Source organism: Deltaproteobacteria bacterium (genome assembly GCA_016235345.1).
Classification (GTDB): domain Bacteria; phylum Desulfobacterota; class Desulfobacteria; order Desulfobacterales; family Desulfatibacillaceae; genus JACRLG01.
In genome coordinates, this window is sequence record JACRLG010000026.1 from 23,820 (window position 1) to 48,944 (window position 25,125).

21 protein-coding genes, 1 tRNA gene and 1 pseudogene are annotated in these 25,125 nt (G+C 57.6%); 15 read left to right on the forward strand and 8 right to left on the reverse strand.

Annotated elements, in window-relative coordinates; translation table 11 throughout:
• Positions 1–3 precede the first annotated feature (3 nt).
• The 7 genes from HZB23_13290 (at position 4) to HZB23_13320 (ending at position 9,435) form a co-directional block, all read left to right on the forward strand.
• Positions 4–2,880, forward strand: a complete 2,877-nt coding sequence (locus HZB23_13290) for a hypothetical protein (protein ID MBI5845631.1) — start codon at positions 4–6, stop codon at positions 2,878–2,880.
• Positions 2,881–3,497: 617 nt separating this feature from the next.
• Positions 3,498–5,297: an FAD-dependent oxidoreductase gene (locus HZB23_13295; GenBank protein MBI5845632.1), complete on the forward strand. Its 1,800-nt coding sequence runs from the start codon at positions 3,498–3,500 to the stop codon at positions 5,295–5,297.
• Between the two features lie 45 nt (positions 5,298–5,342).
• Positions 5,343–5,738 carry a hydrogenase iron-sulfur subunit gene (locus HZB23_13300; GenBank protein MBI5845633.1) on the forward strand — a complete coding sequence of 132 codons (396 nt, stop codon included), beginning with the start codon at positions 5,343–5,345 and terminating at the stop codon, positions 5,736–5,738.
• 141 nt (positions 5,739–5,879) lie between these two features.
• Positions 5,880–6,848, forward strand: a complete 969-nt coding sequence (locus HZB23_13305; protein ID MBI5845634.1) for an oxidoreductase — start codon at positions 5,880–5,882, stop codon at positions 6,846–6,848.
• A 99-nt stretch (positions 6,849–6,947) separates the two neighbouring features.
• A complete protein-coding gene (locus HZB23_13310; GenBank protein MBI5845635.1) occupies positions 6,948–8,405 on the forward strand; it encodes a Ni/Fe hydrogenase subunit alpha in 1,458 nt (485 codons plus the stop codon).
• A gap of 25 nt (positions 8,406–8,430) precedes the next feature.
• The gene (locus HZB23_13315; GenBank protein MBI5845636.1) at positions 8,431–8,898 is read left to right on the forward strand and encodes a hydrogenase maturation protease; all 468 of its coding nucleotides are present in this window, start codon (positions 8,431–8,433) and stop codon (positions 8,896–8,898) included.
• 237 nt (positions 8,899–9,135) lie between these two features.
• Positions 9,136–9,435: a circadian clock protein KaiB gene (locus HZB23_13320; protein ID MBI5845637.1), complete on the forward strand. Its 300-nt coding sequence runs from the start codon at positions 9,136–9,138 to the stop codon at positions 9,433–9,435.
• Positions 9,436–9,595: 160 nt separating this feature from the next.
• Here HZB23_13320 and hypE read toward each other — a convergent pair whose 3' ends face one another.
• From hypE to HZB23_13340, 4 genes are all read right to left on the reverse strand, one after another.
• A complete protein-coding gene (hypE, locus tag HZB23_13325; protein ID MBI5845638.1) occupies positions 9,596–10,537 on the reverse strand; it encodes a hydrogenase expression/formation protein HypE in 942 nt (313 codons plus the stop codon).
• A gap of 220 nt (positions 10,538–10,757) precedes the next feature.
• Positions 10,758–11,846, reverse strand: a complete 1,089-nt coding sequence (hypD, locus tag HZB23_13330) for a hydrogenase formation protein HypD (GenBank protein ID MBI5845639.1) — start codon at positions 11,844–11,846, stop codon at positions 10,758–10,760.
• Positions 11,830–14,142, reverse strand: coding sequence for a carbamoyltransferase HypF (hypF, locus tag HZB23_13335; protein ID MBI5845640.1), 2,313 nt, complete (start codon positions 14,140–14,142; stop codon positions 11,830–11,832). The genes hypD and hypF overlap by 17 nt, the downstream gene beginning before the upstream one ends.
• Positions 14,132–14,368, reverse strand: a complete 237-nt coding sequence (locus tag HZB23_13340) for a HypC/HybG/HupF family hydrogenase formation chaperone (protein ID MBI5845641.1) — start codon at positions 14,366–14,368, stop codon at positions 14,132–14,134. Before HZB23_13340 ends, hypF begins: the two co-directional genes overlap by 11 nt.
• Positions 14,369–14,735: 367 nt before the next feature.
• Here HZB23_13340 and HZB23_13345 point away from each other — a divergent pair, with 367 nt between their 5' ends.
• From HZB23_13345 to HZB23_13375, 7 genes and pseudogenes are all read left to right on the forward strand, one after another.
• Complete coding sequence (locus HZB23_13345; protein ID MBI5845642.1) at positions 14,736–16,127, forward strand: radical SAM protein; 1,392 nt, start codon at positions 14,736–14,738, stop codon at positions 16,125–16,127.
• Positions 16,128–16,213: 86 nt separating this feature from the next.
• Positions 16,214–17,077, forward strand: a complete 864-nt coding sequence (locus HZB23_13350; protein MBI5845643.1) for a DMT family transporter — start codon at positions 16,214–16,216, stop codon at positions 17,075–17,077.
• 209 nt (positions 17,078–17,286) lie between these two features.
• Positions 17,287–18,132 carry a pantoate--beta-alanine ligase gene (locus HZB23_13355; protein ID MBI5845644.1) on the forward strand — a complete coding sequence of 282 codons (846 nt, stop codon included), beginning with the start codon at positions 17,287–17,289 and terminating at the stop codon, positions 18,130–18,132.
• Between the two features lie 39 nt (positions 18,133–18,171).
• Positions 18,172–19,347 carry a methionine adenosyltransferase gene (locus tag HZB23_13360; GenBank protein ID MBI5845645.1) on the forward strand — a complete coding sequence of 392 codons (1,176 nt, stop codon included), beginning with the start codon at positions 18,172–18,174 and terminating at the stop codon, positions 19,345–19,347.
• Positions 19,348–19,542: 195 nt separating this feature from the next.
• Positions 19,543–20,651: pseudogene (locus HZB23_13365) on the forward strand (adenosylhomocysteinase).
• Positions 20,652–21,031: 380 nt separating this feature from the next.
• Complete coding sequence (gene queF / locus HZB23_13370) at positions 21,032–21,472, forward strand: NADPH-dependent 7-cyano-7-deazaguanine reductase QueF (protein ID MBI5845646.1); 441 nt, start codon at positions 21,032–21,034, stop codon at positions 21,470–21,472.
• A gap of 43 nt (positions 21,473–21,515) precedes the next feature.
• On the forward strand, positions 21,516–22,403 hold the full coding sequence (locus HZB23_13375) for a hypothetical protein (protein ID MBI5845647.1): 888 nt from the start codon (positions 21,516–21,518) through the stop codon (positions 22,401–22,403).
• A gap of 543 nt (positions 22,404–22,946) precedes the next feature.
• Here the strand turns inward: HZB23_13375 and HZB23_13380 are convergent.
• Positions 22,947–23,189 carry a hypothetical protein gene (locus HZB23_13380; GenBank protein ID MBI5845648.1) on the reverse strand — a complete coding sequence of 81 codons (243 nt, stop codon included), beginning with the start codon at positions 23,187–23,189 and terminating at the stop codon, positions 22,947–22,949.
• A gap of 445 nt (positions 23,190–23,634) precedes the next feature.
• On the opposite strand from HZB23_13380, the gene HZB23_13385 reads away from it, so the two are divergent.
• Positions 23,635–23,711 (forward strand) — tRNA-Arg (locus HZB23_13385).
• A 17-nt stretch (positions 23,712–23,728) separates the two neighbouring features.
• Here HZB23_13385 and HZB23_13390 read toward each other — a convergent pair.
• The 3 genes from HZB23_13390 to HZB23_13400 form a co-directional block, all read right to left on the reverse strand.
• Positions 23,729–23,881 (reverse strand): hypothetical protein, encoded by a 153-nt coding sequence (locus HZB23_13390; protein MBI5845649.1) that lies wholly within the window; start codon positions 23,879–23,881, stop codon positions 23,729–23,731.
• 376 nt (positions 23,882–24,257) lie between these two features.
• The gene (locus tag HZB23_13395) at positions 24,258–24,482 is read right to left on the reverse strand and encodes an SEL1-like repeat protein (protein ID MBI5845650.1); all 225 of its coding nucleotides are present in this window, start codon (positions 24,480–24,482) and stop codon (positions 24,258–24,260) included.
• A 206-nt stretch (positions 24,483–24,688) separates the two neighbouring features.
• Positions 24,689–24,967 carry a hypothetical protein gene (locus HZB23_13400; GenBank protein MBI5845651.1) on the reverse strand — a complete coding sequence of 93 codons (279 nt, stop codon included), beginning with the start codon at positions 24,965–24,967 and terminating at the stop codon, positions 24,689–24,691.
• Positions 24,968–25,125: the final 158 nt, after the last annotated feature.

The window sequence follows — 25,125 nt, forward strand, 5'->3', positions numbered from 1 at the left end:
CTAATGCAAAACGGAAAGCGACATATTGCGTTTTTACCGGGTCTCGCGCTTCTGCTGCTCCTGGCGGTCGGGATTGCACCCGTTTATGCCGCATCCACCCCTGCCGGCACCATCATCCGCAATCAGGGCGTGGTGAGTTTCAAAAGCCTTGCGGGCGAGGATTTCGAGGCAAGCTCCAACGAAATCATAATGATCGTTCTGCCGGTTTTCGGCATAACCATAGTGCCGGACGGCACAGCTGCGGCACCCGGACAGATTCAGTACGGCGTGGCCGGTCTCGACGTGGTGTTCCCATACATCCTGACCTTTACCGGCAACACCCAGGATTCGGCCACAATCGCCCCCACCTTCGATTTTGCTTCAAGCACCTTTTATCCCCAGACCCCCTCCGGCCCCACGGGCTATTATGTCTACAACGACTTGAACTACAACGGCGTGGTGGACGGAACCGACGTCGTGGTCACAAGCTGGGTGGACGCCGACGCGGACAACCAGATCGACGCGGTGGAAATCCAGAGCTTCGGCCTGGGCAAAAGCTACAACCCCGATGAACCGGCAAACCTTCTGGTCATAATAAAGGTTCCGGCGGGCACGCCTTCGGGCCGGATCGCCAATTTCGGCATAGACGGCGCAAGCACGGGAGATGTCACCAAAACAGATACCGGCAACGTGTCCCGCGCTTTAACGGTCAACGACGCGGTGATGGTGGTGCGTAAATCCGCCAATCCCGAACATGAAGTTACGGGCGGCAACACGGTGGCCTATTCCGTTACGGCGGCCAACTCAGGCACCAACACGGCGGTCCGCCGCAACTATACCGTGGACGTGGCCGGTGTTCCAACGCCGTTTTCCGGCGTTCTGCTCTACGACGTCCTGCCCACGAACCAGGACACCGGGCTTCCGCTTGCAATAGCCCTTCCGGCCCCCACGGCAAACGACACATCCACCAACCTTGGAACCATAATCTATTCCGACCGCTCTCCCATAGCGGGCGACCCCACCACCTGGAACTGGTACACCATCCCGCCCGCCGTAACCACGGTCATCGGCTACATCACCAGCAACGGCGGCGGAACCAATTACGATATCCCCGTGGGGGCCACGGTGTCCCTGGCCTTTTCGGTAACCGCGCCGCTCACCCGGCAGACCTTCCAGAATCAGGCGCATTTCAGTTACCTGGACAACACCGGCCCCACTGTCCAGACCTCAAGCTCAAACATTGTCTACACTTTGGTGACTCCGCCGGGCGGCTACGGCGTGGTGATACGGGACACCGATTATCTCGCGTCCCCCCCTCCAAAAACACCCCCGGACGACGGCGGCGGAGTCACCAATGATTTCCAGACCCAGGCCAACGGCCTGGCCGGAACCTTCGTGTACTTCACCAACAGGGTGGAGAACACCGGAGGAACGGACGATACCTTCAACATAACCATCGCCGGGGTTCCCGCCGGGTGGACGGCGGTAATCCTGAAGGCGGACGGCGTATCTCCGTTGAACGACACCGGTTTTGACGGAATTTTCGACACCGGAAGCATGATTGCGGGCGACACCCGCGATCTCGTGATCAGGGTGGCCATCCCTGCCAATCAGCCGACAGCGGCGGTTCCCGCAAACATCGTTGTGACTGCCACATCGGTTGCCGATCCCACCAAGACGGATTCCACAGCGGACACCATTTCCGCCACCACGGCCTCCAGCATGAATCTGGCCAACACCGACGCGGCCAAGGCCGTGATCGAGGCCCTGGTATCCAAAACAACCAACGCGGGCTCCTACGCGGATTTTCCCCTCATCGTGCAGAACACCGCCGCCGCTGGCGGAGCATACGACACTTACACGATGTCAACCCCGGTTCTGCCAGCAGGGTGGGGCGTGGTTTTTTACCTGGATGCAAATGAAAACGCGGTTCTTGATGACTCCGAACTTATTCCGACGCTACAGACCAACCCGGTTGCGGCAGCGGGCTACGCCATGCTGATAGCCCGCGTGCTCGTTCCCACCGATGCGTTCTACGATTCAAACACCGGCACTCCGCTGTTTCAGGACCCTTACGGAATCACCTTTGCCGCCACATCCGCCAACAACGGCGCGAGCGACTCCATTGCCGACGAGGTCTTCGTCAACCCCGGCGACTCATTCGAGATTCATCCGAACTTAAGGGGCACAATCGAGCCGGGAGGGGTCGTAACCTACACCCATGAGGTTGTGAACCGGGGCTCCCGGCCAAACAGGTTCTATATCACCCTTGCGTCCGGTACATCCACCTGGAATTACCTGATTTACGATCAGAACATGACCGCCTTTTTGCCCGTGGAAAACGTCATGGGGGTGGACCTTCCGTACGTTGACCTCACAGAGGCGGGCGGGGCCCTTGACAAGGTGTCCTTCACGATCAAGATTTTCGCGCCAGCAAACACCCCTGTCGGCACTATGGACGTTTCCCGCATCACGGCAACCGCCCGCGATTTCGGAATAGCCCTTGCCCCCGCGGTTATCGACACCACCCAGGTCGTGGCCGGAGACCTGATTCTCACCAAAAGTTCCGTCCCGGCCCCTTCGGTCCACGTCCAGCCCGGGGACAACATCGCCTACACCACAACATATTTCAACAAGGGGGCCATTCCCCTCTACACCTTTGTTCTCTACGATCAAATCTCGCCATTCACTTCCTACGTTCTGCAAAGCGGCTCCACCGTCCTGCCCGCAGGCCTTACCGGGGCCGCGTTCCAGGTGTCCCGTGACGGCGGCATATCCTGGACCAACGACAACGTCGGCGCGGGCCCGGACGCCACAGTCACCAACGTGCGGGTGGTTTTCACGGGAGCCCTCGAATCCGGCCTCACAGGAAGCGCCACGTTTTCCGTAAGAGTGAAATAGCCGACAATTTTACATAAATGAAAACCGCTGCAAACTGGGGTGTGGGAAAATAGGTTCCCATGCCCCTTTTTTGTCCGTATCGGCAACAGAATTTCCGTAGTGAACTCAGGTGAAGCCTTCGGCAGCAGGTACGACGCCATCATCCCCCAACCCGCGCTCAATATTTACGGCTACAACCACAGGAAGGCTTTTTGCCTTAAAAGGCCTTTTCGGGTTTGCCTCTGACTGTCATGCGGAAATTTTCAATTCCTGCCCATCGTTTCATTTGTTTACGATGCGTAAAAAATTCCGACACGTATCCGATTCCTCCAGGCAGGCAGATGATTTTGATAAAATGAAACCCTTACGGGGGGGATTGCCACTGGCCGTCCCAAGTGAGCCGTAAGCCCGGCATGGTGATTTCTGGCACATAAAATGCTGTAGCTTTATGAGGAATAATAAAAGAGTAATTGCCTGCCTCAGCCCCGGGGCCAGTTGAAAAGCCGTGATGGAGGCTGATGTCCATCACGGATGAGCGAACGGGCGCTCAGGCATGTCGGGCGGCATATTCGCGCAAAACGGCTTGATCGTTTTTTTGGGCGGTATTTTCGTAAAAACTGGACAAGGAGGCGTCCCAAATGTGGAAAACGGTGACCAACGGCACGGCTGGCGTGGAGCCTGCGGTAAGGCAATTCCTTCCGCCCTGCCAGGTGCGCTGTCCCATCAACGAGGACATCCAGCGCACCAACATGCTTATCGCCATGCTTCCCGAAAATCCGGACCGGGCCTTTGAAGGCATAATCCAGATAGGGGATTACCTCTACGAGAAAAACCCCCTTTTCACGGTGTGCGGCTACGTGTGCGGCCTTTGCGAGCTGGAATGCAACTACCACGCTAAAGGCGGGGCGATAAAAAGAAGGCTTTTGAAGCGTTTCATCTCGGACACCTATACCGACTACTTGAACCAGAAATCCGAGTTCAACCTTTCAAAGCAGAATGAAAACGTGGCGGTGGTGGGCGGCGGCCCGGCGGGCCTCATGTGCGCCTACGACCTTTCCAAGAGGGGTTTCCGGGTCACCATCTTTGAAGCCTCCGAGCGCCTGGGCGGGGCCCTGTGGCTCATTCCGCGCTACCGGCTTCCCGAAACCGTGCTCACGAGCTGCGTGGAAAACATGGTGCAGCTTGCGGGCATAGACGTAAAGTACAAGGCCCGCGTGGGCGAAGGCCGCCTCACGCTCGAAAAGCTCAAGAACCAGGGGTTCCGGGCCGTGTTCGTGGCCGAGGGCACGCCTCTGCCCCGCACGCTTGCCTTTCAGGGCCGGGAGGTCGAGGGTCAGGACTTTTCCGGCGTCATGTACGGCCACACCCTGCTTTATGAAGTCAGCCACGGCAACATCCAGGCCGAGTACTTCAAGGACAAGGAAGTGGTGGTGATAGGCGGCGGCAACGTGGCCTTCGACGTGGCCCGCACCACCCGCCGCATGGGAGGCCGCACCACCCTGGTCTGCCTGGAGTGCGAGGACAAGTCGAGCCGCGACGGAATCCCGGCAGACAAAGAGGAGATACGGGGAGCCTGGGAGGAGGGGGTCCGCACCCTCTACTCGCGGGGCGTAAGCCGAATCCTCGGCAAGGGCGAGAAGGTGACCGGCCTCGAATGCCCGGCCTGCACCAATGTATTCGACGACAAGGGCTTCAATCCCAATTTCGACATGGAAGACCTTCTCACCATAAACGCCGATGTCCTCATCATCACGGTGGGGCAGGGGCCCGATCTTGCAGGCGTGCGCAAGGACGGACTTCTGGATGAAAGGGGCAGGATGCCCGTGGACCCCCTCACCCTTCAAAGCACACGCATCCCCTACGTGTTCGTGGGCGGGGACCTGAAGCGTCCGGGTTTCATGGTGGACGCCATGCGTGACGGCCTGGTGGCCGCCGAATCCATAGAACGCTACATAAAGGGACTGGACTTGGGCCAGGGCAGGAAGCGCTTTTTCGCCACACAGGACATCCCTCTTAGAAGGTTCTACTCTGACGAACCCGAAGTTCTGTGGATTCCGCCCGAAAAGCGTATGCACTTCCAGGTCTTCGAGCGCGGCTTCACCCTGAAGGAGGCTATAGAGGAGGCCAAGCGGTGTACAGCCTGCGGCCCGTGCATCTCCTGCAAGGCCTGCGTTTCGGTGGGGATTCAGAAATCGCTTCCCACCGTGGAGGTGATGGAGGACAGATGCTGCGGCTGCGGCATCTGCGTGACCGCCTGTTACTACGACGCGTCCCATCTGAAGCCAGCCGGAGGGGACAAAAAGGTGGCTTTCACCGACTCCTTCAAGTGCAAGTCCTGCGGCATGTGCGTTGTGGCCTGCCCGTCCGGAGCCCGCGTGCTTACGGGCGACGAAACGGAATCGAAGATTACGGCGGCCCTTGACCAACTTGCCGTATGAGGCGGTCGAAAAACGCGAAAAGGCAATTTTTTCCGGAGGTTCAACTTGGATACCTATAAGCCCAGGATCGTGTGTTTTGCGTGCAAGTTCGGCTGGGGCTACCTGTTTCCCGAACGCTTCGACGAGGCCAAAACCCCGGAATGGATACCCGTTGCATGCAGCGGAAAGATCGAGGTGAGGCACATCCTTTCCGCCATCAAAAAGGGGGCGGACGGGATTTTGATCCTCGTGTGCCGGGAGGGCAACTGCCATTTCCAGGACGGCAACTTCAAGACCGAGGCCAAGGCGGTTATAACCCAGAGCGTCCTTACGGCGCACGGGATAGACGCCAGCCGCGTGCGCATAGTCTCCGACATCGACCCGGACGGGGCAACCATCCAAAAGCTCGTAACGGATTTAAGGCAGGACATTCAGAAGCTGGGACCCGTAACGGTCCTGTGACCGCCTGCCGAAAAACGCCGTGGTCCGTGTTTCGCAACGTTTTTTGGACTTCGCAAAATGGGACTAAACCCTGCTCCCCGTAATATCGGGGATGGGTAACCGGTCTTTTTCAACAGGCCAACATAATCGGGAGGAACGAAATTGCCGGACAAGCCCAAAATAGCCATTTGCTGGTTGGGGGCCTGCGGAGGCTGCGACGAGGCCGTGGTGGACTTGAACGCAGCCCTCCTGGACGTCGCCGATGCCGTTTCCATAGTGCTCTGGCCGGTGGCTCTCGATTACAAGTACGACTCGGTGGCGGCGCTTCCCGACAAGTCCCTGGCGCTTGCCATCATAAGCGGCCATGTGCGCTTTTCCGAGCACAGGGAAATCGCGCACATGCTGCGGAAAAAGGCGAAACTCGTGCTTGCCTACGGGGCCTGCGCCTGCTTCGGGGGAACTCCGGGGCTAGCCAACATGGTGAGCAAAAAGGCCATCTACGACTGGGTTTTTCACAAGGCCCCCACGGTGGTCAATCCCAAGGGCAACATCCCCCAGGAAAAGACCGAGATCGACGGCGAAACCATAACGCTTCCTGAAATGTACGAGCACGTCTACGCGCTTAACCAGGTGATCGACGTCGACTACTACCTGCCGGGATGCCCGCCCCCGGACAACCTGACGTTAAACGCCGTGAACGCGGTGCTTACCGGGGACCTGCCGCCCAAGGGCTCGACGCTCGCCCCGCGCCGGGCCTTGTGCGACACCTGCCCGCGCGCCAAGAAAAAGCCGGAAAGACTGGAAATAGGCGAGTTCAAGAGGGTCCACGAAAAGGAAACCGATTCGGACTACTGCTTCCTGGAAGAGGGAATCCTCTGCCTGGGCGCGGCCACCCGTGGAGGCTGCGGCGAAAGCTGCATCCGCATAAACATGCCCTGCCGGGGCTGTTTCGGCCCGGTGCCGGGCGTGGACGACGGCGGCACACGCTTTCTTTCGGCCCTGGCCTCCATGCTGAACAGTGCGGATGGGCCGTCCCTGCAAAAACTGGCCGCAAGCGTACCGGACCCGGCTGGAACCATTTACCGTTTTACGCAGCCATCCTCCATTTTGGGGAGAAAGAAGCTGGACTGAGGGCCTGGATCGAAATCGAATAAAACCTTAAGGCTTTTTGGCTTCTGCAACAGGCCCCGGCATCCAAGGGTGCGGGCTTAAATCTCACGGCGGGGGAACATGACGAAAAAGATCACCATAAACCCGATGACGAGGCTTGAAGGCCACGGAAAAATAGAAATCATCCTGGACGACAAGGGTGATGTTAAAGACGCCTTCTGGCAGGTGGAGGAGTTGCGCGGCTTCGAGGTCTTCTGCCTTGGCCGCCCGTCCGAGGAAATGCCCAGGATCGTTCCCAACATCTGCGGCGTGTGCCCCTCGGCCCATCACATGGCCTCCACCAAGGCCCTGGACCGGGTGTGGGGAGTTGAGCCGACGCCCACGGCCAAGCTCTTGCGGCAGCTTGAGTACAACGCCTTTTACATCGAGGATCACTACATCCATTTCTTCTTCCTGGCGGCCCCGGATTTCATCCTGGGGCCGGACGCGCCCGTGGCCGAGCGCAACATTCTTGGCCTTCTCGGAAAGGTGGGGCGGGAAATCGGCGAAAAGGTCATCGATATAAGGAAGAGAAACCGCGACATCATAAGGCTTCTTTTCAGCAAGGCTCCGCATCCCGAAGGCGGGCTTCCCGGCGGAATGCCAAGGGGAATCACCGAGCAGGAGAGGGCGGTCATCCAGGAGACGGCCTCCATGTCGCAGGATTTCGCCCAGTTCGCCATCAAGCTCTTCAAAGACCTTGTTCTTGGCGACAAGTCATGCCTGGCCCTCATCAAAAATCCGGCCTATTCTCTCGAAACCTGTTACATGGCCCTGGTGGGCGAAAACAACAAGGCGTCCTTCTACGAGGGCAAGGTGAGGGTGATCGACACCAGGGGGGAGCAGATCGCCTTTTTCGACCCGGACGATTACGTGAGCCACGTGGGGGAATGGGTGGAGCCCTGGAATTACATAAAGCTCACCCATTTGAGGAATCTTGGCTGGAAGGGCCTGGTGGAGGGGGAGGGCACGTCCCTCTACCGCGTGGGGCCGCTGGCGAGGCTCAACGTGGCGGACGGCATGGCCACCCCCCTGGCCCAGAAGGAATACGAGATATTTTTCGACACCCTGGGCGGAAAGCCCGTGCACAATACGCTGGCCATGCACTGGGCCCGGCTCATCTGCGCCCTCCAGGCGGCGGAGCACAACAAGATCATTGCGGATATGCCGGAACTCACGAGCCGCGACATCCGCAACATGAACTTAAACCTGAAAAGGAAGGGAGTGGGCTGCGTGGAGGCTCCGCGCGGCACGCTTTTCCACCACTACGAAACCGACGACAAGGGATTCCTCACGCTCATCAACCTTGTTGTGGCCACCCAGCACAACGCGGCCCCCATCTGCCTTTCTGTGAAAAAGGCGGCCCAGGAATTCATAAAAGGCGGCGAGGTAAGGGAAGGGCTTCTGAACCGCGTGGAAATGGCCTTCAGGGCCTACGACCCCTGCCTTGCCTGCGCCACCCATTCGGTTCCGGGGCGCATAGGATTAAGGCTCGTGATACGGGATGCAGACGGAAAAGTGCTGCGGGAAGTCTCCTAGCCTGTTGCACGGGAAATCGATGCAAATGGCATTTCAATCTTTGCTCCTGGGTATGGGCAGCCCCATCCTGTCCGACGACGGGGTGGGGCTTTTCGTGGTGAGAAGTCTGGTTGGCCGGATTCCGGGCCTTGACGTGGACGAGGCCCACATCACGGGCCTTGGGCTATTGGACCGGATATGCGGCTATGAAAGGATTTTTCTGGCGGACGCCATGATATCCGAGAAGGCGGAGCCTGGCGAAGTGCTGATTTTTCCGCCCTCCACGGGCACCCTTCATCTGGCCTCGTCCCACGGCCTGGATTTTGCGGACCTGTTGGAAATGGGCAGAAGCGGCGGTCTCGCCATGCCGGAGGACGTGACCATCTACGGCATCCCCATCAAAACCCCCGTGGCCTTTGGCGAGGAACTTACCGGGGACATGGCCGAAAAATTTCCCCGGATCGTGAAAATAATCGAAGCCGACATCCGGCGGAGAATGGCCCTTCCCCTGTGATGCTAAGATGCATTCAGCAACATTAGATGAAAATTGGAACCCGTAGGGGCTACAAGTGGTCGCCCGCCTCTTTCTTTATGGCGAGAAGGACGAGGCAGTTTCATTAATGCCGCTAAAGGGCGACCGCCGGTCGCCCCTACGGATGAGCAGAAGCCCCGCAGATGCTTAACGCTTTAATCGCAACTTTATAAGGATCCTATCACTTAACTCCCCGTCGCCAAAGGAGGAAAAGAAGCCATGAAACCCTCTAAAAACGCTCCGGCGACAGTCTGCGAGCCTATCAAGTTCATTCTATTCGTGGCCGGACAGGAACCCAACTCCGTGATAGCCGCGCGAAACCTGGAGCGCCTGTGCCAGGAGCACCTCCCGGGCTGCCACACCATCGAGGTCATAGACGTGTTCCAGAACATGGACATCGCCTTTAAGAACAATATCATCATTACCCCCACTCTTATAAAGGTCGCGCCGGACCCGAGCGTCACGATATTCGGAAGCCTGAGAGACTCACAGAAACTGATGCACGTGTTGCGGCCATAGCAGCCCGTCTAAAAACGCGATATTTTTGCGTTGCGCTTCAAAGCCAATTCCGTCACGTACCATAAGCACAATTACTCATTGGCTTTTTGCGTGCCTTGCATTTCATCGTTTTTAGACGGGCTTTAAATCCAGCCTTTTTCAACAGGCTGTTAACAGGCTTTCAGCATATTCTCGGAAGCTGCTCCCCCGCCAGCATATCCACCACCCTTGTTCCTCCGGCGATGGTTTTCATGTAAACCATGGGCTCCTGGTTTTCCTCCACGCATCCTATGATAACGGCGTTCTTTCCGTATGGGTGCCCTTTCATGGCCTCCAAAGCCTTTTGGGCGTCGGCCTGGGCCACGAAGCACAGAAGTTTTCCCTCGTTGGCCAGGTAAAGGGGCTCAAGGCCAGTTATGTCGCAGGCCCCGGCCACGCACAGCGTTGTCCCCACCCCGCCCCTGGTTGGGTCGCGCAGGCAGTGAACGTCCGCTCCGGTGGCCATTATGGCTTCCGCGAGGCCGTTTAACGGAGCCGCGTCGCTTTTTATTTCATCCGCGAAATTCAATCCGTTCCTTAAGGCCATGATGGCGGCTCCATGATCGCCCATGTTCCCCGAAAGAATCACGCAGTCTCCGGGTTTTACAAACCGGGCCGAGAGATTCGCCCCCTCCCGCACCGGCCCGACCCCGGCGGTATTTATGAAAAGCCTGTCAGCCGCGCCTCTTGGCACTACCTTGGTGTCGCCCGTAACCACCATCACCCCGGCCTCTTGCGCGGTTTCGGCGATGGAAGCCAGAACCCGGTCCAGATCGGCGAGCGGAAAGCCCTCCTCTATTACCAGCGACAGGCTCAGGTGCCCGGAAACCGCCCCGCACATGGCAAGATCGTTCACCGTGCCGCAGACCGCCAGTTTTCCTATGTCCCCGCCCGGAAAAAAGAGAGGCGAGACCACGTAGGAGTCGGTCGTCATGGCAAGCCTTGGGCCGGGGGAATCGAACACGGCCCCGTCGTCCAGAACCCGGAGCATGGGGTTGTCAAGCCTCGGAAGCAAGCGGGTTTCTATGAGCCTGTGGGACGCCTTGCCCCCGCTTCCGTGATCCAGAAGGATGATGTCTTTCATTTAAATTCCGCCTTGAATGGTGATGATTTGGCAGTCTGTTAAAGATGGCTTGACGTGAAGCCCGTCTAAAAACGATGAAGTGCAAGGAAGGCGAGCGGCGCGGGAGCAAGCGTACCCGCCCAAGAAATCGCAGAGTTCTTGGGCTTAATAAAGATGGTCGTACGTGGCGGACCGCGATCGTTTCGCCTGACACAGCAATTCGCGTTTTTAGACGGGCGAATTAGACGGGCGAAAAATATTTACTGTAAGCCGCACACGCGCCTTCGCTCGACACCATGCACGGCCCCACCGGGTTTTCCGGGGTGCAGGCCTTCTGGTACAGGGGGCATCGGGGCGGGGTGATGCGGGCGGTGAGCACCTGGCCGCAGAGGCATCCGGGCGGATCCGGCGCGGGCTCCGGTGAAATGCCCAGGCGCTTTGAGGCGTCGAAACCGGCGAATTCATCCTTTATTGCCAGTCCGCTTGCCGGTATGGTCCCAAGGCCCCGCCAGGCGGCGTCTGCGGGCTCGAATACCGAGTGCATTATCCTTCGCGCCTTTTCATTACCATCCCAGGAAACGGCGCGCTCGTAGGCGTTTTCCGCCTCGACCCGCTTTTCCCCCATCTGGCGGAAAAGCCGGTACAGCCCAAGGAGGATGTCAGCCGCCTCGAAACCCGCCACCACGCAGGGGAGTTTGAAGTCCCGCGCTATCGGCTCGTAGGCCCTTGCGCCGATGATCACCGAAACGTGGCCGGGGCACAGAAGTCCGTCAATTTCAAGTTTCCCGCCCGCCAAAAGCGCGGTGAGCGCAGGAGGAAGCAGCTTGTGGGCGCAAATCACCGAAAAATTTTTAAGCCCTTGGGCCTGCGCGGCCATTATTGCGGCGGCTGTTGCGGGAGCGGTGGTTTCAAAGCCGATTCCGGCGAAGGCCACCTGCCTTTTCGGGTTTTCCGCAGCCAGTTTCACGGCGTCCAGGGGGGAGAGCACCACCTTCACGTCCGCCCCGCCCGCTTTTTTTTCTCCAAGGCTGGCCTTCGTGCCGGGCACCCGGATGAGATCGCCGAAGGTGGCGAGAATCACGCCTTTAAGTCCGGCAGCCCTTATGAAAAGGTCGATCTCCGACTGGGGCGTGACGCACACCGGGCAGCCCGGCCCGGACAGGAGCCTGACGCCTTCCGGCAACAGGCTTCTTATGCCGTGCCGGAAAACCGCCACCGTGTGGGTGCCGCAGACTTCCATTATGCGGGCTCCGGGCGGCGCAACTTCCTTTATTTTCTCGGCGAGAAGCGAGCAGGAAGCGGCTATTTTGTCATTATTCGACAAGGGCATGGGAAAGTCCTTTTTTCACGCAGGCGGAAGCAACCAAGGCCTGGCCCAGGCAGATTCCGCCGTCGTTGGCCGGAACAAGGCGGTGGACGAAAACCTGGAAACCGGATTTTTTCAAGGATCGCACAAGCCTTGAAAAAAGCAGGCGGTTCTGGAAAACCCCTCCCGAAATTGCGACCCGGCCTATCCCGGTGTCGAGCCTGATTTTGATGCAAAGCTCCGTGAAGGCCCGCACAAGCGTGTTGTGAAAACGCCCGCTCACAGCCGGAACCGGAGCGCCCCGGGATATGTCCCGCGCAACCGCCCTTATGATGGAAAAAACCGAAACCGTAATACCGTCGCCGTCAGTAATAAGGTCTCCCTCGTAAAAGCCCTGTTCCGCAACGTCGGCTGCGGCCTCAATCTCCATCGCTGCCTGTCCCTCGTAGGAGGCCTCGGTGCGGATTCCGGCCATCGCCGCCACTCCGTCAAAAAGCCTTCCCAGGCTTGACGTAAGAGGGCAGTTCACCGATTTTTCGATGATTGAGGAAACGGCCCCGATTTTTCCGGGCGGGACTTTCTCCCAAAGGGGCAGGGGAAGATTTTTGGCATCCTCACCAAGGGCGGATAGAAGATAACCAAGGGCCATGCGCCAGGGCTCGCGGACAGCCGCCTCACCGCCCGGCATGGGCGAGTATGAAAGATGGCCTGCCCGCCGGAAACCTGTGAAATCCGCAATCAATGCCTCGCCCCCCCAGATTTTGCCGTCAGGCCCAAGGCCCGCGCCGTCCGCAGCAAGGCCGATCACCGGCCCGGAGACGCCGTTTTCGGCCATTACCGAGGCTATGTGGGCGTGATGGTGAAAGACCCCGAAGAGCGCCTTCCCCTCCTGTTTCAGGGCGTATCGGGTTGAAAGGTAATCCGGGTGCATGTCGTGGGCGACTATTTCGGGCGCGATTTCCAGAAGGCTTTTCATGCCTTTCAGGGATTCCGAAAAAAAATTCAGGGTTTCAAGATTATCGAGCCCGCCTATGTGCTGGCTTAAAAAGGCCCGGTCGTCGCTTGCGAGGCAGAAGGTATTTTTAAGCTGTGCTCCCACTGCAAGCAGCGGAATAACATCCTGCTTCAAAAACACGGGGGACGGGGCATAGCCCCGGCTCCTTCGCAAAAGCCCTGTTTTGGAGGCGGCAACCCAGGCCACGGAATCGTCGCACCTGTTTATTATGGGCCGGTCGTTGGTGAGGAAAAAATCGGCTATTCCGGCAAGGCGTTCGAGAGCCTCGGAGTCGTTCGCGCAGAGGGGTTCTCCCGCCCGGTTGGCGCTGGTCATGACAAGGGCCGAAAAACCATCGGCCAGCAAAAGATGATGAAGGGGCGTATAGGCCAGCATCACACCGTAATGGGCGAGCCCCGGAGCCACGAAGGGAGAAATTCTGTTCGGCTCTTTTTTGGAAAGGATCACTATGGGCCGCTCCACGGATTCCAGGAGCCGCTTTTCTTTCTGCGTGACCCTGGCAAAGGAGAGGGCCTCATCCACCGAACGGCACATGAGCGCCAATGGTTTTTCAAAGCGGTTTTTCCGCCGCCTTATTTCGTTTACGGCCCGGTCATTTTCTGCGTCAGCTGCCAGGTGAAATCCCCCGAGGCCCTTTACCGCCACTATATAGCCTTCCCCAAGAAGCCTCCCTGCCTCCCCCAAGGGGTCCCCGGCCACCTCCGCGCCATTGGCGTCCAGTAATCCGAGCTTTGGGCCGCAGTCCGCGCAGGCGTTGGGCTGGGCGTGGAAGCGGCGGTGGTTTTGGTCGTCATATTCGGCGCTGCATTTTTCGCACATGGAAAAACCGCTCATGCCGGTATGGCGGCGGTCGTAAGGCATTTTTTCGATTATGGTGAAGCGCGGCCCGCAATGGGTGCAGTTGGTAAATGCGTAACGATGCCTGCGGTCCTTTTCGTCAAAAATCTCGTCAAGGCAGGCCCGGCATACGCAGGCGTCCGGCGGAACGAGGGCGGATGAGGCTGCGTGTTTTTCGCTTTCGCGTATGGAAAAGCCGGTCAGGCCCGAAACGGTTTCCGGCCTGGATGAAACCCTCGTGATGCGGCTCAGGGGCGGGGCCAGCCGCACAAGGTCTTTCAGAAAGGCCGAAAGATTTGACGGCGCGCCCTCCACCCTTATGTTGACGCCGCTTTCGGTGTTCATTACATATCCCGAAACGCCCTTGCTCTGGGCAAGGTTTACCGTAAAGGGACGGAAGCCCACCCCCTGGCAGATTCCCTCTACCAATATGGCGAGGGCTTCCGCAGATGGCGCGTCATCCTCCATGGGAGAGCCCGCCGCCAAGGCCCGACGCCTCGATGATATTGATGGCGCTTTTGGCGTCATCGGGCGCCATGACGCTTATGGCGTAGCCAGCGTGGATGATGAGATAGTCGCCCACCCTGGCGTCCTCCACAAGGGCGAGGCTGGCGGAAAACCTCACTCCCCGCGAGTCCACAAGGGCCGTGTCGCCTTCAATGGAAACGATTTTTGCCGGAACGGCCAGGCACATTGAAAAAGGCCTCCTGCTGCTCTTTTCGGTTCGATCCGCCTTGAAATTTTCCCCAGGGTTTACATATCACCGTTGTCCGGAAAATATGATATAAACCCGTATCGAAAGCAATAAACTTTCCTTTTCCCTGCCGGGTTACTATAAAGGTCTGGCATGAAAACGGGATAAAGTGTTACGTGGAGCAGGGTATAATTCCTCTTTTCGAATTCCTAAAAACCTTGGATGAGAAGGCTTGCTGCATTTCTCCTCCCGACCGGTTTCCCTTAAAAACGGAAAAGAACCATGCTCTGCTTAATAAAGATCAAGCATGAAAACGGTATACAGTAAAATTTTATAATGCGTTCCCGCCGCCCCGGAGCAAAAATCCATGAGTCTTCGCGCCAATCCTCTTTCTCCGGCCCTTGTACGGGAATTTGACAGGACCCGCAGCTTTTTCGCCCGCGCGGCCATCTGCCACGCGCCCTTCAAGAGCCTGTACTTCAAGCCCCGTGGCGAGGTGCTGGCCTGTTGCTTGAGCGACCGGTACGAACTGGGCAGGTATCCCGAACAGAGCGTAATGGACATCTGGCGCGGAGCCAGGGCGAAGGACTTGCGCCGGGCGATTCTCCGCCGCGAACTTCCGCCTGCCTGCGGCGGGTGCCGGAAAGAGATCGAAGACGGGAATTTCACATCGTTCAGCGGAAGATGGTGCGACGGGCTTCCCTATAACCGGAAGCAGCCCACGGCCCTTGAATTCCAGCTCGGAAACACCTGCAACCTGGAATGCATCATGTGTTACGGGGTTTATTCCTCCGCAATCAGAAAGAACAGGGAAAACCAGCCGCCCCTGCAAAGCCCTTACGGCAAGGACTTTCTGGAGGAAATGGGCCGCATCATCCCCGGTATTTCCCTTGCCCGGTTCAGCGGCGGCGAGCCCTTTCTGATGGATATCTACTATGGCCTCTGGGAGAGGATTATCGATAAAAACCCGCGCTGCCGGGTGCGGGTCATCACCAACGGAACGGTGCTCAACCGGCGGGTCAGGAATCTGCTGGATAAGGCCGCCTTCGACATCTGCGTTTCGCTGGATTCCCTGGACCCGAAAACTTACGCGTCAATAAGGGTCAACGCGGAGCTTTCCCAGGTGCTGGAAAACATCGAGTGGTTCCGAAAACGTACAGCCGCAACCAACAGGGCCTTGTCCGTTTCCTTCTGCCTTCTGCGGCAAAACTTTAAGGACCTTGCCCCGGTGGTTGAATATTGCAACCAAATGGGGGCCTATCTATCGGTATCGCCATCCTATTATCCAGCCGAAACATCCCTGCGCACGCTTTCCCCGGAAGCACTGGGAATGGTCTGCGACCATCTTGCCCTGGTCCGCCTGCCGTCGTCAAACGAGCGGGAGAGATATAACCTGGACGTCTTCAATAAAACCGCGAATACCGTCCGGGGCTGGCTTTCGGAAAGCCTTGAGCCTGCGGTGGAGGTTTCATGGGAGGAATTCAGGAAGGTTGCGGAGGAGCGGTTCGTAAAGCAGCTTGCGCTTGAATCCGCCATGCTGCCGCCGGATGAAAAAAACGCCGGGACAAGGCTTGTGATGGAAAAGTTCCATGCCGTTCTCGATTCGGTGTCCGGGAAGTGGCAGCCCGACTCCCGCCACTTGCGGGCCATTTCAGGCACGGACATGACGGGCTCCTATGAAATGTTCCTCAACCTGCCTGTCGAAGACCTCAAGGCCCAGTTGGACGATCTTTTCGAGCGGCCCGAATGGTGGTGGTGAGGGCGGCGCGCCCCGACGTAAAAGAAGCGGAGTGAAGAAAGACCCCTTTCGTACCGGCGGCCCCATAAGCGAAAGCCTTTTTTCCGATGTGGATAATAATAACCCTTGTATGCGCCTTTTTTTTCGCCACCTCGGACGCCCTTTCCAAGGCGGCTCTCAGGGACAGCCCGCCCTTTGGCGTTGCCTGGGTTCGCTACGCCCTGGGCGCGCCGTTTTTGTGGGTATTCCTGCCCTGGTGCCGACTGCCGCCCGAAATCGGCCAGTACGCCTTATATTTCGCCCTGGCCATGCCTCTGGAGATACTGGCCATAGTCTTCTACATGAGGGCACTTTCCCGCTCGCCACTCAGCCTTACGGTCCCCTTTCTGGCCTTCACCCCGGTTGCTGCCATTTTTACGGGCTGGCTCATCCTGGGCGAAAAGCCCAACCTCGCCGGAATCGGAGGCGTCTTCCTGGTGGCCGGGGGAGCCTATGTGCTTTCCCTTAGAAAGGAGGTGCCCGGCCTTCTGTCCCCCTTCCGCCTGCTTCTGGTGGAGCGGGGGTCGCTGATGATGCTGGCGGTGGCCATGATATATTCGGTGACCGCCATTGCGGGAAAAAAGATGGTGCTGCTCTCCTCCCCCTTTTTCATGGCCATATCGTATAACCTCGGAATGAGCATTGCCCTTACCTTTTTTCTCGCCCTAAGGCACGGGCCGCAGATATTTCCCAAGCTGGTCACACGCCCCATTTTGTGGGCGGTAGGTCTTTCCGAATCCCTGCACGCCGCCACCCACGTAATCGCCATAACCATGGCCCCGGCTGCCTACATGATAGCGGTAAAGAGGGTCTCCCTGTTTTTCGGGGTTCTTTACGGGATTTTTCTTTTCAGGGAGGGCTCGGCGGCCTTCAGGCTGGCCGGAAGCCTCATAATGCTTCTGGGTGTATTCACCCTCGCTTTTTTCAGATGAATTTCCGGTTTGGCCTTCTCGAAGTCATTGCACGCAAAGCAAAAATTGGTTTATACTTCGACTCCACTCCACAGTATTGACGATTTCCGGTCGGCGGGAAGAACAAACTTTTACACACTCCACCTCCTGCCTTTCTTGACAAATTATTAAGGATACCATAACTTTTTGCCCCTTGTCGCAACCCTCCCCAAAGGATTAGCGAGGCCGCCATAGAAATCATAGCCAAAAAAGAGGAAATGTACGCCGCCACCGACGCCGTAAGAAGGGCGGGCGGAAGGGTGGTTTTCGTTCCCACCATGGGATTTCTGCACGAAGGCCACTTGGCCCTCATGCACGAGGCCATGCGACATGGTGATTTCCTGGTGGTGTCAATCTTCGTCAACCCCACCCAGTTCGGCCCCAACGAGGATTTGGAAAAATATCCCAAAAATCTCGAAGGCGACCTGAAAATGTGTGAATCGGCAGGCTGCGGCGCGGTTTACACCCCCACGGCCAAGTCCATGTACGGGAAGGGTTTTGAGACCTACGTATCGCTCTCCGACCTTCCCAACCACCTCTGCGGCCTTTCCCGCCCGGGGCATTTCAGGGGCGTGGCCACGGTGGTCACGAAGCTCTTCAACACCGTTCGCCCCCACGCCGCGATTTTCGGCGAAAAGGACTTCCAGCAGCTTGCGGTGATACGGCGCATGGTGAAGGACCTCGACTTTTTCATCGAAATAGTCGGCCTTCCCACGGTGCGGGAACCGGACGGCCTTGCCAAAAGCTCGCGCAATTCATATCTTGGGGCCGATGATCGCAAAAAGTCGCTTATCCTTTACGAAACCCTGTGCGAAACCGCTGACGCAGTGGCCAAAGGCGGGCGCGACGCGGGCCTTCTGATAAGCCGCGCAACGGATAAAATACTCGCCGCAGGCGGAACTGAAATAGACTACGTGGCCATAAGCGACCCCGAAACACTCGAAGACATGTTCACCGTTGACCGGCCCGCAGTGATGGCCCTGGCGGTGAAACTCGGAAATACCAGGCTTATCGACAACATGATGCTTTTGCCATAAACCCCAACCTTTAAACGGAACCCGCCAGGAGAACCATAAATGAGCAACCAGCAATTCCTCTTCACCTCAGAATCCGTCACAGAAGGACATCCGGACAAGGTGGCGGACGCCATTTCCGATTCCGTCCTGGACGCAATCATGACAAGGGACCCCAAGTGCCGGGTGGCCTGCGAAACCCTGGTCACCACCGGCCTTGCCTTCATAGCCGGTGAAATCACCACGTCCTGCTACGTGGACATCCCGGAAATCGTGCGCGGCACAATCAGGGACATCGGCTACAATTCCTCCCAGATGGGTTTTGACTGGCAGACCTGCGCCGTGGTCACATCCATCGACCACCAGAGCGCCGACATAGCCATGGGCGTGGACGAGGACCCGGAAAAGGAAAAGGAGCAGGGCGCGGGCGATCAGGGCCTCATGTTCGGATACGCCACCGACGAGACCCCGGAACTCATGCCCATGCCCGTGGCCTTTGCCCATAAACTGAGCCATCGCCTGGCCACTGTCCGCAAGAACGGCGCAATCGATTTTCTGCGCCCGGACGGCAAGACCCAGGTCACCATAGAATACGCCGACGGAAAGCCCAAAAGGGTGGACACCATCGTCATCGCGGCCCAGCACAAGCCCGACGTTTCCCAGGCCGAGGTGCGCGACGCGGTCATCGATGAGGTCATCAAGAAGGTCATCCCCAAGGAGATGATCGACGGCGACACCCGCTTTTTCATCAACGCCACCGGGCGCTTCGTCATCGGCGGCCCCATGGGCGACTGCGGGCTCACGGGCCGCAAGATCATAGTGGACACCTACGGCGGCCAGGGCTCCCACGGCGGCGGCTGCTTCTCCGGCAAGGACCCCAGCAAGGTTGACCGCTCGGCCTCCTACATGGCCCGCCACATAGCCAAGAATCTCGTGGCATCCGGCATCTGCCACAAGTGCGAGGTCCAGATAGCCTACGCCATCGGCGTCGCACGGCCCGTATCCATAATGGTGGATTTCATGGGCACCGGCGTCATAAGCGAAGCCCGCGCCAGGGAAATAGTGATCGAGGTCTTCGACCTTCGCCCCAAGGCCATCATAAGCTACCTCGACCTTCTAAAGCCCATCTATCGCAAGACCTCGGCTTACGGCCATTTTGGCCGCACCGAGCCGGGCTTCACCTGGGAGATGACCAATCAGGCGGCGAAGATCAGGGAACTGGCGGGGCTCAAAAAATAAAACGCCTGACTAAAAACGCGAACTGCTGTGTCACGCGCGAGCCGGGCAGGGCTGGGCACATCGTCTCTCCCGCCAGGCTCGCGCTTTCCCTTTCATCGTTTTTATCCAGGCTTTGCGAATAGCCTTTGACGACGGCCTTACAAGCCTTTCCACTAACGTTCAACGCGCTCATAATATAACCAAGGAAACCATTACATGAACTACGACGTCAAAGACCTGGGTCTGGCCGAATCCGGCAAGCTCAGAATCGAGTGGGCCAACCAGAGCATGCCGGTTCTGTAAGCACCCAGGACGAGGTTGCCGCAAGCCTTGTGGTCAACGACCAAATCCCCTGTTTCGCCATCAAGGGCGAGGACACCAAAACCTACTACTCCCACATAAACGCCATCCTGGACGCCAAGCCCAACTACACCATGGACGACGGCGCGGACCTCGTGGGAATACTCCACTCCGAACGCACAGATCTCCTTGCAAACGTGGTGGGCGGCACCGAGGAAACCACCACCGGCGTCATCCGCTTACGCTCCATGGCCGCCGACAACGTTCTGCGCTACCCCATTATCGCCGTCAACGACGCGCGCACCAAGCACTTTTTCGACAACCGCTACGGCACCGGCCAAAGCACTCTAGACGGTATAATAAGAGCCACCAACCGCCTTATCTCAGGCTGCCGCTTCGTGGTCTGCGGCTATGGCTGGTGCGGCAAGGGCCTTGCCATGCGCGCGCGCGGCATGGGCGGCAACGTCATAGTCACCGAAATCGACCCCACCGCAGCCCTGGAAGCGGTAATGGACGGCTTCTCGGTCATGCCCATCGCCGAAGCCGCCCCCATCGGCGACATTTTCTGCACGGTCACCGGCAACATCAACGTCATCCGCAAGGAACACTTCGCCGCCATGAAAGACGGCGCAATCGTCTCCAACTCCGGCCACTTCAACGTGGAGCTCGAAATCGGCGGACTGGAGTCCCTGGCCGTTGCCCAGCGCGAAATAAGGCCCTTCGTGGTGGAATACCGCTTTTCCGACGGCAGAAGGATCAATCTTCTGGGCGAAGGACGCCTCATCAACCTGGCCGCAGCCGAGGGGCACCCGTCCTCGGTCATGGACATGAGCTTCGCCAACCAGGCCCTGTGCATCGAATACATGGTTCAGAACTCGGCCAAACTGGAAAAGAGCGTCTACCCCGTGCCCCTTGCCATCGATCAGGCCATCGCAAAGGAAAAACTCACTGCGATGGGGATTGCGATAGACGAGCTCACCGCCGAGCAGTCCCATTACCTCTCATCCTGGAACATGGGCACCTAGCCTGGGCAATCACAAGCGCGAACTGCTGTGTCAGGCGGGTTCGGGCGGGTCGTCATGTACCTTGTGTACTATTCCTCCCCGCCCGAACCCGCCTTCCTTGCATCTCATCGCTTGTGATTGCCCCGGCCCGCGCCAGATGGTAAGGTGTTGAAGACAAAAAGGCACGGCAAGGCTGCTTGCCCCGGCCCGTGACGGAAGGGGAGAAGGCATTTCGTTTGCAATATCAAAGCGATGTTGCAAAATGGCCCGGATAGGGTATATAGACTGGTTGGGTGGTCCTGCGGGCATGGCGGGTTCACCCAGCCTTTTTTTGTGTCAGTCCCGGCGATTTGAAAAAAAGACGTCTTGGGGACGACCTGCGCTTTTTTGCGGAGAATTTGATGGAAAAAACGTTTTCCCTGAATCCGGCCTCACCCGATACCGTCGACCTGGCGGTTCTTTTGGCCGTACCTTACCAGTACGCCGGAAAAAGGGACATCACTGTGGAAATCGTGCAGCCGGAATTCACCTCTGTCTGCCCCATGACCGGCCTTCCTGATTTCGGAATCATAACGGTTGTTTACTGCCCCAACGAACGGATAGTGGAACTCAAGAGCTTCAAGTATTATCTGTTGCAGTACCGGAACGTGGGGATTTTTTACGAGCACGTGATAAACAGAATCCTGGACCATCTGGTTGATGCGGTCGATCCCCAGTGGATGAGCGTCACCGGCGATTTCACCCCCAGGGGCGGCATCAAGACCGTAGTCACCGCCCGGCACGGCATTGTGCCCTGTCATGCTCTCCCATTGCATGAAAAATTCGCCGGGAAACCGGCATAATTGCATTTTCCACCACTCAAACGTCTCAACCGGGACCTTTCAAATGAAAAACCTGCGCGTTCTGACTGCACTGATCCTTGTCATGGCGGTGTTCCCGTTTTTTTCCTGCGCCGGGAAAAAGGCCCAGGTCATACCTGCCGGAACCGATTGCGCCCCCATCGCCCAGGCAGGCTTGAAAATGGGCGTCTTCGTGGCCCCCTTTTCCGGGGCCGTTCCCGACGGCTCGCCTAACGGAGAAGCCTTCTACAAGCTAATGCGGGAAAAAATCGCCAAAAAGGCCGGTGGTATAAGATACACTGCGGATCCCGGCCTTGAAGACGGAGCGCGCAAGCAGGAAATCGGCCCCACCGGCTGCGTCAACCCCCTGGCCCTTCTTGAGGACGCTGCGGCGAAGGGCGTGGCGGCGGTCGTCATAGGATGCTTCGAGGACCCGGAGACTGCAGCGGAAAAGCACGGGCTCTACGGTTTCCGCGAGGAACTGTGCGTAACCAGCCTCCACCTTAGAATCTGGGTCTATGAAACCCGCACCCTCACCAAGATTTTAGACACCAACCTTTCCCAGAAACTCACCGGGGCCGACGCGCCCAAGACCACCGATCAATGCCTCGCCATCGTCTCGGAAAAACTGGCGACAGTGGCGGCTGACGCCGTGGCCTCCGCCCTTCTTGACATACCCTGGACCGCCTTCATCACCGAATCCAGCCCAAAGGGCGTCACCATAGCGGCGGGCTCGGAAAGCGGCCTTGTGGAAGGCGCCTGCCTGGTTGTCTTCGGCCCCGGCAACATGCTGGTTGGCGCGGGCGACAACGCCTACTGTGTGCCCGGCCCCCAGGTGGGAAGGGTGCGGCTCACCAAGGTGAGCGAAGGACAAAGCCAAGCCGAACTGGTTTACGGCCAGGCTCCGGCCATGTCATGGGTGGGGCTCGATTAGCTGGCCGGTCCGCAACAGGCCCGCGCGGCTTGTTGCGGACCGGAAAACTTATCTTGATCTTCCCGCCGGGCGCTTGATTTTCGCGCGGACGGGTATCGAAAATTGCGGCCTTTCCTTCAAATTCGTGCGCACCACAATTGATTCAAAATACTGCATGGGTGTTTCGCTGATGTTGGCCACCCGAACCTCGTAGGCCCTTTTGCCCCCGCGCTTTACCTCCTTATATTCAACCTTTATTCTCTGCCCCGGAGACGCCGACACCCCGGTCACGCGGAAGGGATGGACGGGAGTTATAAACAGGGACTGGGCAAGCCTTGAACCCGCAACGCCCTCCAGCTTCACCATCGACGGCCAGATTTCGGCAAAGACCGTTACGTTTCCTGAAATGAAAAGACTGATTGCCGGATTTTTGGGGTCATTGGTATCCAGCTGCGCAACCTGTGAATATTTCCTGCCGCCGTAACCTGCGGTCAGTGCCTTGATGGTGACCTTTCCCTCGCCCCCGGCGGGGATTTCCCGCGTGTAATAAGCGGCTGCGCACCCTCAGCCCGTATGGACCCTGTTAATGACGAGGCTCGATCCTCCCCTGTTCCTCACGACAAAATCGTGGGTGACCTCAGTTCCGTCCAATACCGGCGCGAACTCGAACCTGGGCTCCGGCACAAGCGCCAAGGGAGAGCCTCCGGCCAGGGCATCCCGGCCAGCCGCGCTCGCCAGGATCAATACCGGCAGCGACAGTGCGGCAACTTTAAAGACGATGCGCCGCAATCCGCGAAAATGATACATGTTCTCGTCCCTCTCAGTTGTTAAGCTGAAGAACCTTGAAAGATCACGCATTATGACCAGCGAGGCAAGACCCCCAAAGGGGGATTCCGGAGCATGGCGGTGTGACGCCCGGCTCAGGCGCTTGCCGTAAAGCCCGGCCCCTTTCATAGTACAGGTGAACCTGCCTTTGAGACGTCCTGGGGCGGCCCCCAAAGAGCCTCGTCGGCATATCCTGGGTCAGGCGCCTGACGCGTCAACCCTCATGCGCTTCCTCCAACCTCGCACCCGGCCCTCATTTAAGCCCTGGTGTTCTTCTCCCTGGCTGGTTTATACCACAGCCGGTCAGGCAGATGAATTATCATTTTGGATGCCGTCAAATCGGCATCTGCATTGCATCAAATTGGCTATTCGGATTATTTGTGCTTGACAAAATCCCGGGCGGATAATAGAAACGGCAAGTTTTTACGCGCCCGTAGCTCAGCTGGATAGTGTGCCGGACTACGAATCCGTAGGTCGCAAGTTCGAATCTTGCCGGGCGTACCATAGAAAACCAAAGGGAATCAGGCTTTTAGCTTGGTTCCCTTTTCATTTTGGCGCTTCTTAAATTTGCCGGAAAATGGTTTTACCCAGCTTTTACCCAGCTTTTTTTGAATCCTATCTTTTGCCCAGCCTTTTACCCAGCTTTTTACCCAGCCTTTCAGAACCACCACCACGGCCAGGGCGAACCCGTCCGGGTGATCCTCATGGGGGCCTCAATTGTGATGGAGTCGCCGGGCAGGGAATAAGGCTTCCCTTCCTGCCAGAAGTCAACGACGTCCGGGTGATCCCTTCCGGGGCCGTGGAAAGGTTCCGGTGATCCGGCCAAGGGAAAGCACTACCGAAAGCCGGGGCATCCTTCCCTGTGCGCCTTCGGGTGTATTGATGCTGGAATGTGGCCGCCTGTGGTCAACGTGGGCAGGCTTTAAGGCTTCGGGAATGGGTCAAGCAGGCTAAAAACGTCAGGGGCTTGCAGGTGATTTGCCCGCCGGGTGATCCGGCATTTCCTTACTTCAAAAATTCCAAGGCCCGCGCCGGGATTTTAGGGTCAGGTCACTCTTTGGAATGTTCGGGCGGTTTCGGCTTCCACTCCCGCGCCTTTTTTTGGGCTTCGGCTATTTGGGCCGGGGTCATAATATCTGCTAAAAGATCGCGTTGCCTAACGGCATCATCATGGTCTTCACCGGCTGGTGATCTGGCCGCCGATAAATTAAACCACTTGTGGGCTGTAACATAGTCTTGAGGAACGCCATGACCTTGAGAGTAGATTACGCCCAGATTGAATTGCGCATCAGTATCTCCTCAAAAACTCATACCTTTAGGTGAGGAGCATCGGCATTCGTCGGGAGCTATTTTTTCGGGCATCGGGTTCCGAAAAGTAGAGTAAACTGAAATCGGATTTGTCCAATTCAGGCTGAACCAAAACAAAATCCGTTTCTTGATTTAACACCACATGGTACCAGGCTCAAAAGACTTGAAGGCAATCAGAAATGATGATTTTTCAAGTCATTCATCGCCTTTACCATCTCCTGGATTGCCTCATGAACGCCTTCGACGCCGGAGTTGACTTTAAACTCCCCCTCCTGCCCGCTTTTAGCCTTAACCTCGGATTTTATCTTTTCCAGGTTTTGAGCATGTTTTTCAAACTGCATACAGCGATCCTCATCCATGTCTTTGAGGAAATCAGAATTAATCTGTCTTATGAGTTCATCAGCTTGCGCCAATGATTGCTCAAGGTCTTTGAATTCAAAATTTTTTGACATGATGTCTCCTTTAGCTGTTTTCTTTCAACGCTCCAATGCCCGTTTCGTTCGCACACAAGGAGAGTGTAAATTTATCTGTGTAACTGGTTGTGGTATGAACCCATCAGGGAGGAGGATACCATGGCCAAAGAGAAGAGTCGAGTTGACGAGATTTTGGA

Excerpts from the sequence above, each read along its gene's own strand:
- HZB23_13295 (MBI5845632.1), top strand. The coding sequence starts at position 3,498 with ATGTGGAAAACGGTGACCAACGGCACGGCTGGCGTGGAGCCTGCGGTA.
- HZB23_13340 (MBI5845641.1), bottom strand. The coding sequence starts at position 14,368 with ATGTGCCTGGCCGTTCCGGCAAAAATCGTTTCCATTGAAGGCGACACG.
- hypF (MBI5845640.1), bottom strand. The coding sequence starts at position 14,142 with ATGGAGGATGACGCGCCATCTGCGGAAGCCCTCGCCATATTGGTAGAG.
- HZB23_13380 (MBI5845648.1), bottom strand. The coding sequence starts at position 23,189 with ATGTATCATTTTCGCGGATTGCGGCGCATCGTCTTTAAAGTTGCCGCA.
- HZB23_13375 (MBI5845647.1), top strand. The coding sequence starts at position 21,516 with ATGAAAAACCTGCGCGTTCTGACTGCACTGATCCTTGTCATGGCGGTG.
- hypE (MBI5845638.1), bottom strand. The coding sequence starts at position 10,537 with ATGAAAGACATCATCCTTCTGGATCACGGAAGCGGGGGCAAGGCGTCC.
- hypD (MBI5845639.1), bottom strand. The coding sequence starts at position 11,846 with ATGCCCTTGTCGAATAATGACAAAATAGCCGCTTCCTGCTCGCTTCTC.
- HZB23_13350 (MBI5845643.1), top strand. The coding sequence starts at position 16,214 with ATGTGGATAATAATAACCCTTGTATGCGCCTTTTTTTTCGCCACCTCG.
- HZB23_13290 (MBI5845631.1), top strand. The coding sequence starts at position 4 with ATGCAAAACGGAAAGCGACATATTGCGTTTTTACCGGGTCTCGCGCTT.
- HZB23_13315 (MBI5845636.1), top strand. The coding sequence starts at position 8,431 with ATGGCATTTCAATCTTTGCTCCTGGGTATGGGCAGCCCCATCCTGTCC.
- queF (MBI5845646.1), top strand. The coding sequence starts at position 21,032 with ATGGAAAAAACGTTTTCCCTGAATCCGGCCTCACCCGATACCGTCGAC.
- HZB23_13345 (MBI5845642.1), top strand. The coding sequence starts at position 14,736 with ATGAGTCTTCGCGCCAATCCTCTTTCTCCGGCCCTTGTACGGGAATTT.
- HZB23_13320 (MBI5845637.1), top strand. The coding sequence starts at position 9,136 with ATGAAACCCTCTAAAAACGCTCCGGCGACAGTCTGCGAGCCTATCAAG.
- HZB23_13400 (MBI5845651.1), bottom strand. The coding sequence starts at position 24,967 with ATGTCAAAAAATTTTGAATTCAAAGACCTTGAGCAATCATTGGCGCAA.
- HZB23_13360 (MBI5845645.1), top strand. The coding sequence starts at position 18,172 with ATGAGCAACCAGCAATTCCTCTTCACCTCAGAATCCGTCACAGAAGGA.
- HZB23_13310 (MBI5845635.1), top strand. The coding sequence starts at position 6,948 with ATGACGAAAAAGATCACCATAAACCCGATGACGAGGCTTGAAGGCCAC.